10 protein-coding genes are annotated in these 14,347 nt (G+C 35.6%); 4 read left to right on the forward strand and 6 right to left on the reverse strand.

Annotation, left to right across the window (positions count from 1 at the left end; genetic code table 11):
* Nucleotides 1-3 precede the first annotated feature (3 nt).
* The 3 genes from trhO to ACNRYB_RS04200 form a co-directional block, all read right to left on the reverse strand.
* Nucleotides 4-1,362 (reverse strand): oxygen-dependent tRNA uridine(34) hydroxylase TrhO, encoded by a 1,359-nt coding sequence (gene trhO / locus ACNRYB_RS04190; RefSeq protein WP_473729326.1) that lies wholly within the window; start codon nucleotides 1,360-1,362, stop codon nucleotides 4-6.
* A 159-nt stretch (nucleotides 1,363-1,521) separates the two neighbouring features.
* Nucleotides 1,522-3,201 (reverse strand): SulP family inorganic anion transporter, encoded by a 1,680-nt coding sequence (locus tag ACNRYB_RS04195; RefSeq protein ID WP_473729327.1) that lies wholly within the window; start codon nucleotides 3,199-3,201, stop codon nucleotides 1,522-1,524.
* Nucleotides 3,202-3,212: 11 nt separating this feature from the next.
* The gene (locus ACNRYB_RS04200; protein WP_473729328.1) at nucleotides 3,213-4,175 is read right to left on the reverse strand and encodes a polyphosphate kinase 2 family protein; all 963 of its coding nucleotides are present in this window, start codon (nucleotides 4,173-4,175) and stop codon (nucleotides 3,213-3,215) included.
* 258 nt (nucleotides 4,176-4,433) lie between these two features.
* On the opposite strand from ACNRYB_RS04200, the gene ACNRYB_RS04205 reads away from it, so the two are divergent.
* From ACNRYB_RS04205 to ACNRYB_RS04215, 3 genes are read left to right on the forward strand one after another with little or no spacing between them, the layout of a single operon-like run.
* Nucleotides 4,434-5,579, forward strand: coding sequence for an efflux RND transporter periplasmic adaptor subunit (locus ACNRYB_RS04205; RefSeq protein WP_473729329.1), 1,146 nt, complete (start codon nucleotides 4,434-4,436; stop codon nucleotides 5,577-5,579).
* 18 nt (nucleotides 5,580-5,597) lie between these two features.
* Nucleotides 5,598-8,771, forward strand: a complete 3,174-nt coding sequence (locus ACNRYB_RS04210) for an efflux RND transporter permease subunit (RefSeq protein WP_473729330.1) — start codon at nucleotides 5,598-5,600, stop codon at nucleotides 8,769-8,771.
* Nucleotides 8,764-10,131 carry an efflux transporter outer membrane subunit gene (locus ACNRYB_RS04215; protein ID WP_473729331.1) on the forward strand — a complete coding sequence of 456 codons (1,368 nt, stop codon included), beginning with the start codon at nucleotides 8,764-8,766 and terminating at the stop codon, nucleotides 10,129-10,131. The genes ACNRYB_RS04210 and ACNRYB_RS04215 overlap by 8 nt, the downstream gene beginning before the upstream one ends.
* Before the next feature lie 163 nt (nucleotides 10,132-10,294).
* Here the strand turns inward: ACNRYB_RS04215 and ACNRYB_RS04220 are convergent, their stop codons facing one another.
* Nucleotides 10,295-10,705: a BrxA/BrxB family bacilliredoxin gene (locus tag ACNRYB_RS04220; protein ID WP_111368202.1), complete on the reverse strand. Its 411-nt coding sequence runs from the start codon at nucleotides 10,703-10,705 to the stop codon at nucleotides 10,295-10,297.
* A 142-nt stretch (nucleotides 10,706-10,847) separates the two neighbouring features.
* Nucleotides 10,848-12,029 (reverse strand): lycopene cyclase family protein, encoded by a 1,182-nt coding sequence (locus tag ACNRYB_RS04225; protein ID WP_473729332.1) that lies wholly within the window; start codon nucleotides 12,027-12,029, stop codon nucleotides 10,848-10,850.
* Between the two features lie 100 nt (nucleotides 12,030-12,129).
* Between ACNRYB_RS04225 and ACNRYB_RS04230 the strand changes: the two genes are divergently transcribed.
* Nucleotides 12,130-13,350, forward strand: coding sequence for a glycosyltransferase family 4 protein (locus tag ACNRYB_RS04230; protein WP_473729333.1), 1,221 nt, complete (start codon nucleotides 12,130-12,132; stop codon nucleotides 13,348-13,350).
* A gap of 320 nt (nucleotides 13,351-13,670) precedes the next feature.
* On the opposite strand, the gene ACNRYB_RS04235 is transcribed toward ACNRYB_RS04230, so the two are convergent.
* The gene (locus ACNRYB_RS04235; protein ID WP_129747809.1) at nucleotides 13,671-14,135 is read right to left on the reverse strand and encodes a thioredoxin family protein; all 465 of its coding nucleotides are present in this window, start codon (nucleotides 14,133-14,135) and stop codon (nucleotides 13,671-13,673) included.
* Nucleotides 14,136-14,347: the final 212 nt, after the last annotated feature.

Raw genomic sequence — 14,347 nt, forward strand, 5'->3', positions numbered from 1 at the left:
ATGCTAATTTACAATTTTATACAATTTATCTGACAAACGGATACGAAATGGAACCTCAAAAGTAACCTTATCACCAATTTTAGCAGTTTGAGTTTCTGTTCCATTAACAATGATTCTATTCAAAACCAATTCCTGATCTCCAGTAGTTGGACCAAAAATTAAGATTTTATCGCCACTGTTTAACTCTTGGTTTTCGATTGTAAACTGTCCAACTTGTGCTTTTACATAATAATGTTCTGCTTTTCCAAGAAGTACTTTTTTTACTTTTATTTTCTGACGAATATCAGCTGCCTTTTGAGCTGTAGCCAAAGCTGTTTCTGGCAATTCTCCTGAATGTTTGAATTTCAGATTTTCAGATTTTCCTTTTCTGAACACTTTATTTCCAACTTGTTTTCCAGTTCTTAAACGAACTTGATCAACCAATGGCATGTGGATAATCTCTAAACATTCTGTAGAACAGCAGTTTTCCATTGCGGCTTTACATTCGTCACATTGAATAAACAATAAATGGCAACCATCGTTTTCACAATTTGTGTGATTATCGCAAGGTTTTCCGCATTGGTGGCATTGCGAAATAATATCATCAGTGATTCTTTCGCCCAGACGATTATCAAATACGAAGTTTTTACCAATGAATTTACTTTCTAAACCTTCTTCTTTCAATTGTTTAGCGTAATTGATAATTCCGCCCTCTAATTGATAAACGTTTTTGAAACCTTGGTGTTTAAAATAAGCACTCGCTTTTTCGCAACGAATACCTCCAGTACAATACATTACCAGGTTTTTATCGTCTTTATGGTCTTTAAGCTGTTCGTTGATAATTGGCAAACTCTCTCTGAAAGTTTCAACATCTGGAGTGATCGCTCCTTTAAAATGCCCTACTTCACTTTCATAGTGATTTCTAAAATCAACTACAATTGTGTTTGGATCATCAAGGATTTCGTTGAATTCTTTGGCTTTCAAGTGAACGCCTATATTGGTAACATCAAAAGTATCATCATTTAAACCGTCAGCAACAATTTTATGACGAACTTTGATTGTCAATTTTAAAAAGGAATGATCGTCTTGTTCTACGGCAACATTCAATCGGATGCCTTTCATGAAATCATAAGCTTCAAGAGTTTCTCTAAAAGCTTCAAAATTTTCGGCAGGAACACTCATCTGAGCATTAATTCCTTCATGGGCAACGTAAATTCTCCCCAGAGCATCTAGTGCATTCCAAGCAATGAATAAATCGTTACGAAATTTTTGTGGATCTTGAATTTTGGCATACGCATAGAAAGACAACGTAAGTCGTTGTTTACCTGCATCATCGATCATGATGGCTCTTTCTTCTGCGCTTAAAGTGTTATACAGTTGCATGCTATAAACAGTTTTAAGTTAAGAAATATATCTTTTTTAGATTTTCTTTAAAATCTGCGGCAAATTTAGAGTTTATTTTGAGATTAAAAATGGTCTTTCGCTAATTATCTGATTTTTTTAACATCTTTCGGCTCTTTATATATTGATTTACAGTATGCATTAACCTTTTTGATGTTCTTTTGCAGAAAGCTGTACTAAGTCATCTACAGAAACAGAACGGCTTATATGCCCAAATAGAATTTCAAGATTTTCTGCTCGAAGACTATCTCTAACATCAGAACGAGCTTCGGCAATTTTTAGGGTAATGTTCTTTGCCTGCAAATCAATAAATAAGTTTTTTAAGAAACGTGCACCAGCAATATCGATGCGCGGTGAAGAATTAAGGTCTAATATTACGGTCTTTAAGGAATCCTGTTCTCTGTAGATTTTTTCCAAGATTCGCTCTTTAATATATTCAGCATTGAAATAAAATATGGAAGATTCAACTCTTACTATTAATATATTCTCCACTTTTTCATTATCAGGATGCCTTTTCAAATCTGTATAAACTCTAGTTCCTGGAACTCTGCCCAAAAAAGCTACATGAGGTTTTGATGCCGCTTTTAATAATAAAAGTAAGGTGACAAGAGTTGCAAGCAAAACTCCAGCGAGAATTCCCCAAATCAATACTCCTGCAAGCGCAATCATCACAACAGCAAATTCTTGTTTGTCTATTTTATAAAGGTGTCTCATTTCTTTCCAATCAAAAAGCCCTCTAATGGCTACTAGAACTATAGCCGCCAAAATTACGGTTGGAAGATTTTGAAGATATCCTGTTAAAAACAAAAGACAACAAGCAATTGCACCCGAAGCAAACAAAAGGGACAATGGTGTTTTAGCTCCAGCAGCATCGTTTACAGCTGATTGCGACAAACCGCCTGCAACAGGATAACCATGCCCAAGCGAAACAGCTGCATTAGCCACTCCTAAGGCTAAGAGTTCCTGACGCGGATTGATAACATATCCGTTTTTTTGTGCTAAGGTGCGTCCAGCAGAAACGCTTTCGATATAAGACAATAAAAAACAAGCCATTGCGAGCGGCAAAACTCCCTCAACATCTCGAATTCGGAGCGAAGGCAGATGAAATTCAGGAAGTCCGTTCGGAATAATGCCGACCGTTTTGAATTCAGCATATTTTAATGAAGTGCTCGAAATAAGGATAATCGATAAAATGACAATCAATATTGCAACTGGAAACTGTGGAGCTGCTTTTTCTCCTATAATTAATATCAGAATCGCGATTATTCCAAAAATAAAAACAGCAATATTCATATTTGGAATTTGATTGAAAAGAATAATAATCCGTTCCAAGAAATTATCTCCTCCTCCTTCAACCCCAAATAATTTTGGCAATTGAGTTAAGCCAATGGTAATAGCCGCTCCAGCTTTAAAGCCAACCAAAACGGTTTCGCTAATAAAATTAATAATACCGCTTAACCTCAACAAATAAGCAATAATTGCCATTCCAGCAAACACCAATGCTGTAAGCGAGGCAATTTCAGACCAGCGCTGCACATCGCCATTTGCCATGCTTGATATAGTTGTGCCAACTAATAAAGAAATAGCAGATGTTGGTCCTATGGCGAGCTGTTTGCTGGTTCCAAGCAAAGCATAAAATATTCCGCCAATGAGATATCCGTAAATTCCATATTGAGGAGGCAAACCTGCAAGCGTTGCATAAGCAAGGGAAACAGGAATTCCATAAGCGGCAAGAGTTACTCCTGCAATAAAATCTCTTTTGAAATTCTGTTTTTCATAATTTTTAATCCAGTCTATTGAGGGTAAAAGCTTAGAAATCATATTGGAAAAGGTTACTCTTTTTCTTCTAACAATGCTTTTTTAACCTCATTTAATTCTGCGATTTTTTCAGCACTAACTTTAGGATATTCCAAATCCATTTCGTCTAAAGCGTGAATTATTGCAGAAGCAATTGCAATTCGGGCATACGATTTATTATCGGCGGGAATTACATACCAAGGCGATTTTTTTGTCGATGTGTTTTTGATTAATTCTTCATACGCATACATATAATCATCCCAATAGCCTCGCTCTTTGGCATCGGCCGCACTGAATTTCCAGTTTTTATCAGGATTGTCGACTCTTTCAATAAATCTTCTCTTCTGTTCGTCTTTAGAAACATTTAGAAAAAACTTTATGACAACTGTTCCGTTTCTATTTAGATATTTTTCAAAATTTCGAATATCTTCAAAACGATTCTCCCAGATATTTTCCTTTATCAATTTCTCAGGGATTTTTTGACTCTTTAATATTTGTTCATGAACACGAACTACGAGAACTTCCTCATAATAAGAGCGGTTAAAGATTCCGATTCGTCCTCGCTCTGGCAGATGTTTTTGGCAGCGCCATAAATAATCATGGTCTAATTCTTCTGAACTTGGCCCTTTAAAAGAAGAAACTTGGCAACCCTGCGGATTAATTCCTGACATCACATGTTTGATTGCACCATCTTTCCCTGCCGCATCCATTGCTTGAAAAATAATAAGAACAGACCATTTATCTTGTGCGTACAAAATATCTTGCATGGCAGCGAGGGCCTTGACTCCCATTTTTAATGTTTTTTGAATAAGCGCTTTGTCTTCTTTACCAAAATGAGACGTTGGTTTATCCTTTAATGTAAAATACTTATCGTCTCCAACACAATATTGCTCTGAAAACTTTTTTGCTCGATGTAATAATTCCTTTTTATTTAATTTTTTTAAATCATTATCATCATCCTCTATCTTTAGGTGTTTTTTCTTGTTGTTTTTTGACATGATTACAAAAGTTTTGAATTATTATTTACTAATTTTTTAAATAATTTATTCTTACAAAAATGCAGTTTATCGGCAGTTAATAGCATTTCATCCGATTTTCAGTTATAAACTGATAAACAGATAGATAAAATTTTAACTAAAATTAACAAAATCTGCACAATATTTATTCATCTAAACAAAAAAACGCTAACTTAGCTATTGCACTTTATTGGTTTTTAGTCAGTTATATTTAATGAATTTTATCTAAAGAATTTAACAATGAACAAAATCTATTCTTCAGCAATTTTATTAAGTTTCTTATTTTTTTCCTGCAAAAAAGAAACCCCGCCAGCGCCCAAACCATTAGAAATTTCAGTTACTTCGGTCTTACAGCAAGATGTAGATTTAGAGTCTGAATATACGGGGCAGACTTTTGGTCAATCAGATATACAAATTAACCCCCGAGTTGATGGTATTATTGAAAGTATGAACTTTAAAGAAGGAAGTTTTGTCAAGAAAGGACAGGTTCTTTACACAATTGATCCTCTACCATACAGAGCTAAACTTAACGAAGCTCAGGGAGTTGCCGCAGAATCGCAGGCAAGATTATCTAAAACCAAATCAGATTTGGATATGATTACTCCTTTAGCCAAAATGAATGCTGTCAGCCAGAGAGAATTGGTTTCGGCAAAAGCAGCGTACAATGCTTCACTAGCACAGATTAAAGCATCTGACGCTTCGGTTCAAAATGCTCAGATAGAATTGGGCTATTGCCAAATTTTAGCGCCAATTTCAGGATTAATTGGTATTTCTAAAGTTCGTGTCGGCGATTATGTGAGACCTGGCGCCATGTCTATTTTAAATACTATTTCAGACTTGGGAGATGTGAGAGTAAGATTTACTATTAGCGAACAGGAATTTCTGCGTCTCTTTAGAGAGTTTAGCAAACCAAATTCTGCTTTAAAAGGCTCTGGCGCTACAGTCACCATAAAATTATCTGACGGTTCTATCTATCCCGAAAAAGGAAAAGTAAGTTTTGCTGACAGACAAATAGATCCTTCTACAGGAGCAATCACATTTGAAGCGGTATTTCCAAATCCAGATAAATTACTTCGTCCTGGCCAATATGTAAAAGTTGCGCTGTTAACAGATATTCGCAAAGAAGCTATCGTGATTCCGCAGCGAGCTGTTATCGAAGTTCAAGGAATTTACCAAGTCTATGTAGTAGGCAATGATAATAAAGTTCAAATGCAAATTGTAAAACCTGGTCCAGCCGTTAAAAACGGTTATATTATTGAAGAAGGATTAAAACCAGGCGATAAGATAGCCATGGGAGGTACTTCTTTATTGAAAAACGGAAGTGTTATTACTCCTAAAATCGTTCAATGGCAATTGGGCGAACCAGAAACTGTAGCTGCAAAGTAATCTAAATCACATACTATTATGGGAGAATTTTTCGTTCGAAGACCGATTGTTGCCATTGTAATTAGTATTATTATTGTGATACTTGGATTACTGGCACTGCAAAAAACACCTATTTCACAATATCCGGATATTAACCCGCCTGTTGTAAAAATTACTACTTCTTTTACTGGAGCAAATGCACTGAATGTTGAGCAGGCAGTAGCTACTCCGATTGAGCAAAAAGTAAATGGTGTCGAAAATATGCTATACATGAAATCGATCAACACTTCTGATGGTGCTTGTACTATTGAAGTTACTTTCGATGTGGGAACTAATCTGGATAATGCCAATATGCTTACGCAAAACAGGCAAAACCAGTCCGCTCCATTTATGCCTTCTAGTGTTAAACAACAGGGAGTCGTAGTAAAAAAGTCCCTATCATTCCCGATGATGTTGTTTACCATTACGTCTAACAATCCAAAATATGACGCCAAGTTTTTAAATAACTACGCCAGTATAAATGTCGTTGACCAGCTGGCTCGTATAAAAGGAGTTGGAGAAGTTGCTCTCTTTGGAGGAAGCGATTACTCCATGCGTATTTGGTTAAAGGCAGATATGATGAGTAAGCTCGGCGTGACTGTTGAAGATGTCAAAAATGCACTGAATGCACAAAACATGATTAGTCCAGGAGGAAAATTTGGGGCTGAACCAGCACCTCCTAATACTGAATTTACATACGGTGTAACACTTCAAGACCGATTAGTTACTGAAAAAGAATTTGGAAATATCGTAGTTCGAAGCAAAGAAGATGGAGCACAAGTTTTATTGGGTGATATTGCCCGAATCGAATTAGGGACTGAAAATTACAGCTCAACAGCCAGAAGAAATAGTTCTCCTAGCGCCGTTGTTGCGGTATACCAAATGCCCGGAAGTAATGCCCTTGATGTAGCTGAAATTGCCAAAACTACTATGAAACAATTGTCTGAAAGATTTCCGCAAGACGTTGTATACCAAGAATCATTAGATACTACACTTGCTATTACCGCAGGAGTTGATGATATCGTCCACACACTTTTTGAGGCCATTATATTGGTTATCTTGGTGGTATTTATATTTCTACAAAATTGGCGCGCTACTTTAATTCCGTTAATTACGGTTCCAGTTTCGCTGATAGGTACTATTGCGGTTTTCCCAATGTTAGGATTTTCGATCAATACGCTTTCTCTTTTAGGATTAGTATTGGCAATTGGTATCGTGGTCGATGATGCGATTGTGGTTGTAGAAGCCGTAATACATCACATCGAACATGGAAAAAATCCGCGGGAAGCTACTATTCAAGCTATGAAAGAAGTTTCTGGACCAGTAATTGCGATTGCATTGATTTTGTGTGCCGTTTTTATCCCAGTAGCGATGACACCTGGAATTACGGGGCGCTTTTATCAGCAATTTGCCATAACCATTGCCGTCTCGGTCGCCTTTTCAGCATTTAGTGCTTTATCTTTAAGTCCTGCACTCTGTGCCATGCTTTTAAAACCAACAAAACCTCTTGACCAGCAAAAAGGATGGCTTGCTAAATTCTTTTCTTGGTTTAATAGAGTTTTCGAAAATGTTACAGGAAAATATATTGGTGGAGCAACATTTTTTGCTAAAAAAGCAATGCGAATTATTGTTTTACTAGCCGTGATACTTGCTTCGATTGTTCTTTTAGGCAAAAAAATTCCGCTAGGATTTATTCCCGAGGAAGATCAAGGTTATGTTTTAGTAAATATTGCTTTGCCTCCTGCGTCATCTTTACAGCGTACCGATGAAATATCGAAAAAAGTAGACAGTTTCCTTAAAGAAGAGAAATCTATTCTGTCTTATACCACGATAAACGGATTTAGTATGCTTACAAACTCCTATCAGCCTAACAACGCTTTCATCTTCATTTCGTTAAAACCTTGGGAAGAAAGAGCTGAAACGGCTAAACAGTTTGTAGATCGATTCAATAAAAAATTGGCCACTCAAATTACGACAGCAACCTGTTTTTCATTTGGCCCGCCCGCAATTCAAGGTTTGGGTGCTTCCGCTGGATTTAGTTTAATGCTGCAAGACCGCGGAGGAAATACACCACAGTATTTAGCAGAACAAACACAAAAATTTATTGCCGCAGCACAGCAGCGTCCAGAGATAAAACGAATTTACACCACTTTTAATGCTGGTACTCCACAAATTAAGCTGGATATCGATAATGATAAAGCAATGAAATTAGGAATACCCGTTTCTAAAGTTACCGAAGCGCTTGGAGCATTTTTGGGAGGAAGTTATGTAAATGACTTTAACCGTTTTGGGCGTCAATACAAAGTTTACGTACAAGGAGAAGCTGTCAATCGTGTTAAACCAGAGGATCTAAATATGATTTACGTGAAAAACAATAAAGGCGACATGCTTCCGGTTTCCACGCTTGTTACAGCAACCAAAGTCTCGGGTCCCGATTTTACGAATCGTTTAAACTTATTCCGATCTGCAGAAATTGGGGGAAGCCCGAATGATGGTTATAGTAGCGCGCAAGCTTTAACTGCATTGGAAGAAGTAGCCAAAGAGACTCTGCCAGCGGACATGAGCTACGATTACATCAACTTATCGTATCAGGAAAAACATTCACCTGGAGGATCATCCGTATTTATTATGGCATTGGTTTTTGTATTCTTAATCCTAGCCGCACAATACGAAAGTTGGAAACTGCCATTTAGCGTACTTCTTGGAGCGCCTTTTGCAGTATTTGGAGCGTTTTTAGGACTTCTTTTAGCAAGGTTTGGAAGTGATGCTTATGTCAACAACGTTTTTGCGCAAATCGGACTCGTTTTACTTATCGGATTAGTGGCCAAAAATGCCATTCTTATCGTTGAGTTCGCCAAAGAAGAATATGAAAGAGGAAAACCTCTTTACGAATCGGCAATGTATGCTGCGAAACTTCGTTTCCGTCCAATTCTTATGACTGCTTTTGCTTTTATCCTTGGAGTTGTTCCATTATTGACTGCTACTGGTGCAGGTTCTCAAGCTCGTATTGTAATGGGAATGGCTGTATTTAGCGGAATGCTAATTGCCACCATTTTAGGTGTATTAATTGTACCAGGTCTATTTGTTATGATTGAAAAAATTGGACACAAGAAAGAAGAAACAATCACAACAGGAGAAAACAATGTAGAATCAAATACTACAGACCATGAGTAAGAAATATAAAATAATCGTTATTGTATTGGTTCTTTCCTTATTTCCGGTGGGATGTATGGTTGGTCCAAAATATAAAAAACCTGAACAGTTAAAGTCAGATTCTTATAGAAACGAAAGAAATTTAGACAGTCTAGCTTCTGTAACCAATTTAAAATGGTTTGATCTGTTTAATGATGATGTTTTAAAAGGTCTTATTCAAAAAGGCCTTGAGAATAATTATGATTTAAAAATTGCGGTTTCACGAATTGAGCAGTATCGCGCTCAATTGGGTTATACCAAAGCCGATTTATTTCCAGCCTTCCAATATGGAGCTACAATAAACAGCAACGAGAAATATATTACTCCATCTACAGCTGGTGCGAGCATGTCTTGGGAACTTGATTTCTGGGGAAAATTTCGTCATGAAAACAATGCGGTTAAAAATGAACTTCTTGCCACAGAAGAAGCGCGTAAAGTAGTATTGTCCGATATCGTTGCCAATATTGCTATAGCTTATTTTCAAATGCGAAACTTTGATGATCAGCTAGAAATAACAAAGCATACGCTTGAAACAAGACAAAAATATTATGAAATTATAAGCGAAAGATTTGCGAAAGGCTACATCTCTGAAGTTGACAAAGTGCAGATTGAACAGCAGGTTGCCATTGCCGAAGCAGCAATTCCTAACATTGAAAGACAAATAACCTATCAAGAAAATGCGATTGCATTGCTTACTGGTCAGCTTCCGACTGAAATTCCGAGAGGGAAAAGCAATACTGAGTTACAGATCGTCAGCAAAATTCCGTTATCGATTCCGTCTGCCTTATTGGAAAATAGACCCGACGTAAAAGCAGCCGAATTAAGATATGTGGCTGCCAATGAAAGAATTGGCGTAGCTCAAGCAATGCGTTTTCCGTCTATCAATCTTGCTGCAATCGCAGGATTCGCCAGTGCCGATTTGAGTAATCTATTTCTAGGAAGTTCATATTTGCAAAATGCTTCTGGTGGAATTGCTGGACCAATATTCGCATTCGGAAAAAACAAAAGAAGAGTTGAAATAAACAGACAGCAGGCAGAACAATTCAAATTTCTTTATCAACAAAAATATATTGATGCCGTTTCTGAAGTAGAACAATCAATACAAAACGTTAGAACTTATCAAGAAGAATGGAAAGCCCGCAACAGACAAGTGCAAGCTGCTTTAATAAACTACAAATTATCTCACGAAAGATATGACAGCGGTTACGTTTCTTACTTAGAAGTTTTAGATGTAGAAACTAACCTTTTTAATGCTCAATTAAGTTTAGCACAATTATCTGAAAGACAATTAAGTTCAATGGTTGAATTGTACAAAGCACTTGGCGGGGGATGGAATTTATAAGTTCTGAGATTCTAAGTTGCTAAGGTTCTAAGTTTTTTAAACTAAACATATAAAAACAAAAAGAGGCCGTCTCAAAAGGACAGCCTCTTTGGTTTTTTAAATCTTTGTCACTTCAATTCTAAACTTAGTATCTCAGAATCTTATCAACTTCGTATCTTTAAAATTAGCAGAATTCGTTAAACGCATCCTGTAAATTCTCAGCAATTAATTCAGCTGGGCGTCCTTCAATGTGGTGACGCTCTAACATGTGAACCAATTCTCCGTTTTTAAACAAAGCCATAGATGGCGAAGATGGAGGAAATGGGAACATATGTTGTCTTGCAGCATCAACAGCTTCTTTGTCAACACCTGCAAAAACAGTAATTAAATGATCTGGTTTTTTAGCATTATCCAAACTCATTTTTGCTCCTGGACGTGCATTTCTTGCAGCGCACCCGCAAACAGAGTTTACAACAACTAAAGTGGTACCTTCAGCTTTGATAGCATTCTCAACAGCTTCAGCACTATGTAAATCTTGAAAACCAGCAGCTGTCAATTCAGCCTCCATTGGTTTTACCATTTCTAGTGGATACATATTCTTGTTTTTTAAATTGTACTTTTTGAACTGCAAAGTTACAAAGTTTACTCGCAACTAGTTACTTTGAAGTATAAAGTTTTGTTATAGTTCGATTGAGAAAGTCGAAAGTCTGAAAGTCATCAAGTTGAAAGTGTCAACTTTATCCTTTTTCTTGGAACATTCTGCGAACTAGAGCCTTTATAAATGGCCCTTTCGGGCATTTTATGATTACTTCAAAATCTTCAAAAAAACTCGTTTCTTCATCTAAAAATTTGAAAATCAATTCAGGATTTCCTTTTTTAAATAAAGAAGAGAAAATAGAACTTCCCAATTCATTATTTCGATAGAGAATATCTAAAAGCAATGAATCGTAAAACCAAAACCTACTTTTTTTATAAAACGATGTCATGCTGAGCGAAGTCGAAGCATTTTTCTCTTCAAGGAATTCAATCAATTTCGAAGATTTTTTATCTGAATTTTTGAATGTATAACCTGTGCTAGCTTTTGTCCAACCGCCAGCTGTACCAATATTCAGAACCCTTTTGGTATTTTTCTCCCAGAAAGGATAACAAGTCATGGGAATACTTCCCTCCTCTTTTTCGAGAATTTCATATTGGCTTGCACCGAGTTTCTTCAGATAAATTTGAATTTCATTTTCGTACTCTTCTTTCGAAAGCAGTTTTTCCGAAAACAAAGTATATTCAACCAAAGCTTCCGTTTTTGAAGTCGGCAGAACATAAATAAATCTTGTATTTCCTTTTTGCTCAACCGAAAAATCCATAAACGTGACTTCATCAGGATTGAAAACTTCTTCTTGCGTTTTCACAAACCAACCCACAAAATGCTGTTGCAAAACAGGATATTTATTTTGCCTTTCGACGAAAGCCTTAGTATAAATGCTATTGAAAAGATATTGGCAAGTGTATCGATTTTGCTCCGTTCCAACAAAAACATGAGTTTCAAGTTCGTTGATATCAGTCACTTTTTCGTTTAAAAAAGTAATGTCGGACTGATTTGAAATAGCTTCGAAAACGAAATTATAAAAGTCTAAACCGTTGATTTTATTATATGAATATGGTTTTAGATCCAGATCACGTCTAAAATCCTCGTTGGCAAAAAAAGCCGAATCCCATTTTTTCGAAATCACAGAATTCCAAACGCTTTCTTCTTTTTCCCAAAAGCACCAAGTTCTGTCGTTGGTTTTTTTCACATCTTGATCTAATAGTAAAATTGATTTGCCGGAAAATTTTCCAGACAAAATCATTTTATAAACCGTCATCAGAGATGCAAGGCCTGTTCCTGTAAAAATATAGTCGAAATTTTGAATTTGCGAAGAGTTCATTTTCAAAAATAAGAAAATTTATTCTTTCCTTTCATTTTGCCGTTGTTTACAAAATGATTTATTTTATTCTTTAGTATTAAAAAAACAAAATTTCTGCCAGATGCATAAATCATCCCCTTTCATTAAAACTTATGAACCTGATTTTAAAGCAGTTTATAACCTTTCAGATTCTATCTATGAGTTTAAAAAAAACAACATTCCTGTTGTTTTTTCAGAAACTAAACTATTCGATAAAAGACTTCAGATGATAAAAGCAAGAAAAATTTATTTGGTATTTCTAAACGGAAAATCTAATGCGGGCGGTGCTGAACGCATGGTTCATTATTTGGATGAGTATCTCAAAAGCCGAAAGATTCTGACTGAAATAATTGATGAAGATCGTTTAAAAAATAGTTTCATAGGAAAATTATATTGGAAGTTATTCAATATAAGACACTTCGAAAAAAGAAGAGCAAAATATATCGCAAGATATATTACAGTGTTTCTTTGGCTACATTATCGTTCGAACAAAAAAGTCATAAGTAATGGTGAACCCACGGCATATTATCCGACAGATTGTGTAATATCTCACGGCTGTTTTCATAAAATGGAATTGGACTACGGCCGAAGAAATCCAAAATTAAGCAGAATTGCAAGACTTCAAATGAAAGCCTGCAAAAATGCCAAGAAAATAATCGCTGTTGAAGACAATGTCAAAAAAGACCTAATGCAGTACTATGGAATTAATCAAGATAAAATAAGTGTAGTACCAAACTGTATTGATAAAACGAATTTTTATCCAATAAAAAAGCCATCCACTGACTTTAAAACAATTGTATATATCGGCAGACTAGAACACGGAAAAGGCATAGCCGAATTGCAAGAACTATCAAAACTTGTTGAAAAGCAAAACGATTGGAGACTTCTTATTGCCTCAAACAATCCATCAAATACTGAGCTTTTTCAAAATTTGCATAACACTGAAATTTTAGTCGGATTAACAATTGACAACATCAACGAACTGACTTATTCTCGCGCAGACATTGTTTTTTATCCTTCCTATTCAGAAAGTTTTGGAATGGTCACTATTGAAGCGCTTGCCTGCGGAAGACCAATTGCAGGAAATCCTGTTGGTGTTCTGCCTAAATTAGCCAAAGATGAACAACCTGGTGCTTATTTGCTTCCAAAACAAATCGATGAGAATATTTTTCAGTTTTTTGATTATTGCATTGAAGATTCTAGAAAATTCACGCCCGAAGAAATTCATGAATTTGCAATGAAAAAATTTAGTATCGAGTCCTATTTTGAACAAATGGATAAACATTTTCTCAAAAACACCTAATCATCAAATTATTATTTCACAAAAAGTTATCATTCTTCCTATATGAATTTTATATTTCTATCCAGAGAATCCGTTATTCAAAACACAAGGAAAAATCAAAGAGCTTTAAAGCTCCTAAAATATTTTAGAAACAGAAATGCTAAAGTCGATTTGTAGGTGTTAAAACAGATATATACGGCAAAAGCATCTCTAATTGATTATCAGAAAGTTTTTGATTTGCAAAGCTTTACAACGATTTGCAAATAAATTTTAAGGGCGTATCAAAAAACACATTATTTACCTCATTAGCAATAATCTACTATGCTAGTATCATAAAAATGCTACTCTTTCAATTTTTCCAAAAGAACTTTAAACTCTTTTGTACCCAAATAGATATTGTACTGAAAAATGATTTCGTTTTTATCATTCAAAACACATAAGGTCGGATATGCAATTTGATTATTAATTGTTCCCAATTGCAATGCCAGTTCGTGAACTCCGACATTATTTCCAGAAGGCAGGTATTTGAAAGTGTGATTTGCGAATTTGATATCGCTTTTTTCCTCTGCATTAAAATTAATAAAATAAAAATCGGAGTTTAGTTTTTCTATAATTTCTTGATCTTTAAAAGTTGTGGCTTTCATTCGCTGGCAAAACTGACACCAATTGGTATGGATGAAAACAATGGTTTTCCGTTTTTGAATTTGCTGCAAACTATCTACTTCTTCAAAAGTCCTGCTTTTTAATTGGCAGAATCCTGTTGAAGTTATTCCGAAGAAGAAAATAAGTAGAACTAGCTTTTTCATTTTTTTTGTTTACAGCTCCCGATATTTATCGAGATAAAAGGATTAAACAGATTTTACTTTTTTGTCACCCTGAGCGAAGTCGAAGGGCGCACCAATAGGACATAGGCTTCGATTCCGCTCAGCCTGACAGACGAAAACAATCTGTCTCAAAAATTTTAAATACATAAAAACATAGATTTTTTCTTTTCTAAAGATTACAAAAGAAGCTAGCT

Source organism: Flavobacterium sp. CR10 (genome assembly GCF_055814415.1).